A 3,420-nucleotide genomic window follows, 5' to 3' on the forward strand; every position below is an offset into this window, starting at 1 on the left:
GTTTAGGTGTGGTAGCTTAACAATACACGAAAAATTCAAAATCTGCCATATTTATTTTTGAGGTGGGTGGAGAATAAAAGGAATTTTGAACAGCCATCGCGATAGCGATTTTGTTCAATAGATCTAAATCATATACTACGGTTTAAAAGTAGAATATCACAGGTATTTATAATTTTAATTTTATTTTTTCGATAAGCAATCCATTTAAGTAGAAATAAGAAAAGTAAATCTCTTGGTTAGTTTACAATATGTGTAAGAAAAGAACAATAAAATACTGATGAATAAATATATTTCGAGATAATTTTAGAAAATAATGAAATAAGTGTTACAAAACCTTGGGGTAAAACGTTTTATTTATAGAGAGCGAATTAAAGCATTTAAAATACGAAAGGAGGAAAACTATTATTGTGTAAAACAAAAAATGGAACTAATAGTAAGAAATAGATGGGGTGTACCACTAGATGTAGTGGCTTCTGGACGGGAAATGTACAAAAAAAGTGCTAAAAAATACGATTTTTAGCCTCGTTTTTTAAACTCTTCCACGGATGACATTGGGTAGTTAAAGGTATAATCCTAATAAATTGCTATTAAAAGAGGAAAAAAACTGAGGTATAATACAAGGACGCTGGTTACGATGTCTCAGCGCATTACAGAAGAACTATGAGAATAGCTTAAGCCGCTTTATCCAATTTATATCAATACACATTCAATCATCCAAGGGAAATAACGAAGGAAGCAGTAGAGGAAATCGGTTAATTAATGCAGGTGTGATATTAGGAAACCAGAGGATGTGCGGGATTATGTCTTGCCGATGGTCATTACTTCCGGTAGCTGTGAAGTTTAAATGTTAAAGATAATATTTTAATAATTAGGTTTTCTATGCATTATTTATAATTGAACATTTCAAAATAAGTGGCTTAAAGTATTATGATTTATTGCTATATATGAAACGAAGACCGGGGGGGAGGTAATTCCATTGGTGAAGTTAAGTTCTAAATAATTTGGCATGAATAATTGATTTATTCAGTTAAGTACAATTCCTAAAAGTAGAAAACAAAACCATCAAATCATTTTATGAAAGTGAGGACAAACTTATGTTAAAGAAATTACTATCGGTTGCATTAGCTGCAATTATGGTTCTTGGTATGAGCACAAGTGTTTTTGCGGCGGAAAACAGAGATGTATTAACACCTATTCCCCCTTCGTCTATTGGAATACAGCCAGATGGAGCTAAACCGCCATCAAGTAGCGCAGATATTCATAATCTTTCTGTTTCCGAATACAATTATCAAGTAGAAGATGTTGGTTATAGAGTGTATACAAGCAAATGGCTTACTGGTGCATCTTCAATGGATGTATTGGTGGATAATTGGACCATACTTGAAAGTTATGGCGGAACCAGCAATATAGTAACTGTTCGTGTTTTTAATTCTTCAAAAAAAGAGGTAACAAGTAAAAAAATAACCATTTCACATGGTTACGGTACGGCAACTTTTACCGGACTTACTTCTAGTGCAAAATATTACGTTTGCTTTGAAGTTCCAACGAATTCCAACAGATATTCATTTGATGGAAATATTTCATAAAATACATAACTTGATACCAGAAGCAACCGGTTCTGGTATCAAGTTAAAGCTGACTGAAAGGTAGAAATTATGTTACTAAAAAAAACTATTCTTCATAAAATTCTGTGGATGTATGCTGCTTTCCTTTTCCTATTTGTTGCAGTCAAATTTAATGGTTCTTTTAATGATATTACAAGCAGAGTAAATTCTATAATGGAAAATCGACGCGATGGTATTTGGAATATCAACTTAGTACCTTTTAGATCTATTGCTCCACAATTAAAGTATATTACAGAATGGTGGTCATTGAAAAACATCATTGGAAATATCATTTTATTCATTCCTCTGGGTTTTTTAGTTCCATTAGTTTATATCAATGCTCAAAGATTCTATAAAACATTTATAATAATATTCCTAAGCGTACTTTTAATTGAATCTTTTCAACTATTTACTATGCTAGGTGTATTTGATATAGACGATATTATTTTAAATTGTACTGGCGGTATAATAGGTTACTTCCTATTTTATATTTTAAAAAGAATGGTATATTAAGAGACGCCAAACCTTTCGATACCTATCCAATAATGGTTACAGGACAGGAGATTTACTATATGTCCAGAATCGCCTCTTATTAACAGTAAACTGTTCATGTAATGATGGATTGATGTGGCAAATGTTTTCTTTTTACAAAATTTCAAAAAGATAGATCAGTTTATGGTTGTCTACTGCGACCATTTTTCATTTAACACCTTCGGAAGATTTTTCTTTTTAAAGGTGTTTTTTGGGAGCTATTTAATGAAACGACCAATTAGTATTATTTTTGTGATCGACCTGCTGTTTTATTTATCCCTGTCTATTGTTGCTTATGCTGTGGCGCTGGCGGAAATGTTAGTAAAATTCCTTGATGGGGATATTACTGGTCTGGATTATATAGAGTTAAGGACGGCAAATGAGAGAAAATTAAGCGCCATAATCTCATATATTGCGTCCAGAGAATCTGTCCTGTGGCTCCGGGACTACATTTCAGACACGCCAGCAGCGCCGTTACAAAATGCTGCCTCAAACTTATAGTGTGCCATAAAACGCTTGAAACCTTCTGTCAGCACTCGGTTGTGTCCCTTTCCCATATGTGCTACTGCACTGGAGAGATTGTCAAACACAATCCTGTAAGGAACTTTGCCCATGTATTCAAAGATATTTCTCATTCCCTGGAGCAGGCATTGCTGGTTCTCGCCACCAAATATCTGACAGTAGGAATGATTGCTGAAGGGAAATGACATCGTCAGTTTCAATGCATCCGTCATCTCTCCAGAATTATTGATATAAGAGAAATGTCCAAAGTCTATCTGTGCTTCACCTGGCGGATGATACAGCGGAAGATATGCTTTCTGCTGTGTTTGAAATAATTCCTTTTTCTTTTGAGATACATAATACTGAACGGTGCGGAGTTTTACCTCAAGCATTTGAGGATATTCATCCTGCAGCCGTTCAAACACACGCTTTGCAGTTTGACGTTGTTTACGTGGTGCTTTTAAATCATCAAGGAGCCATTGATCTATGACAGGCTTCAGTGGATCCAGTAGAGAGATGGAATCCTTTGGTGGATGAAGAGGCTCATTAAAGTCCTCCATATCCAGGTATTTTTTGATAGTTTCATAGTGATAGCCTGTCCGGCGCATGATTTCACGGATAGAAATCCCTTCACTTTCGTAGAGACGTTTGATATACTTGATATCATCCATTGATAACATTCCTTTCTTCCTCCTTAAGTTCTCGACAAACATAAGGATAATGGATTTGGAAGGGTGTTACAATGGATTTTTTTATGCAGGGAGTGTTACACTTTTGGATTGCA

Annotated in this window: 4 protein-coding genes; 3 read left to right on the forward strand and 1 reads right to left on the reverse strand. The window is 34.6% G+C overall.

Annotation, left to right across the window (positions count from 1 at the left end):
* Positions 1 to 1,094: 1,094 nt before the first annotated feature.
* The 3 genes from CRO04_RS25445 to CRO04_RS26035 all read left to right on the forward strand — a co-directional run bounded on the left by CRO04_RS25445 (position 1,095) and on the right by CRO04_RS26035 (position 2,636).
* The gene (locus CRO04_RS25445) at positions 1,095 to 1,586 is read left to right on the forward strand and encodes a hypothetical protein (protein WP_097007025.1); all 492 of its coding nucleotides are present in this window, start codon (positions 1,095 to 1,097) and stop codon (positions 1,584 to 1,586) included.
* 69 nt (positions 1,587 to 1,655) lie between these two features.
* Positions 1,656 to 2,117 (forward strand): VanZ family protein, encoded by a 462-nt coding sequence (locus tag CRO04_RS25450; RefSeq protein WP_097007026.1) that lies wholly within the window; start codon positions 1,656 to 1,658, stop codon positions 2,115 to 2,117.
* A 243-nt stretch (positions 2,118 to 2,360) separates the two neighbouring features.
* The gene (locus CRO04_RS26035; RefSeq protein WP_141401051.1) at positions 2,361 to 2,636 is read left to right on the forward strand and encodes a hypothetical protein; all 276 of its coding nucleotides are present in this window, start codon (positions 2,361 to 2,363) and stop codon (positions 2,634 to 2,636) included.
* Here CRO04_RS26035 and istA read toward each other — a convergent pair.
* On the reverse strand, positions 2,582 to 3,316 hold the full coding sequence (istA, locus tag CRO04_RS25455) for an IS21 family transposase (RefSeq protein ID WP_097007027.1): 735 nt from the start codon (positions 3,314 to 3,316) through the stop codon (positions 2,582 to 2,584). The two genes, CRO04_RS26035 and istA, sit on opposite strands and share 55 nt — an antisense overlap.
* Positions 3,317 to 3,420 lie beyond the last annotated feature (104 nt).

It is taken from the genome of Lacrimispora amygdalina, assembly GCF_900205965.1.
In the GTDB taxonomy this organism is placed as follows: Bacteria; Bacillota; Clostridia; order Lachnospirales; family Lachnospiraceae; genus Lacrimispora; species Lacrimispora amygdalina_A.

Coding starts and splice junctions, on each gene's coding strand:
- CRO04_RS25445 (WP_097007025.1), top strand. CDS start 1,095: ATGTTAAAGAAATTACTATCGGTTGCATTAGCTGCAATTATGGTTCTT.
- CRO04_RS25450 (WP_097007026.1), top strand. CDS start 1,656: ATGTTACTAAAAAAAACTATTCTTCATAAAATTCTGTGGATGTATGCT.
- CRO04_RS26035 (WP_141401051.1), top strand. CDS start 2,361: ATGAAACGACCAATTAGTATTATTTTTGTGATCGACCTGCTGTTTTAT.
- istA (WP_097007027.1), bottom strand. CDS start 3,316: ATGTTATCAATGGATGATATCAAGTATATCAAACGTCTCTACGAAAGT.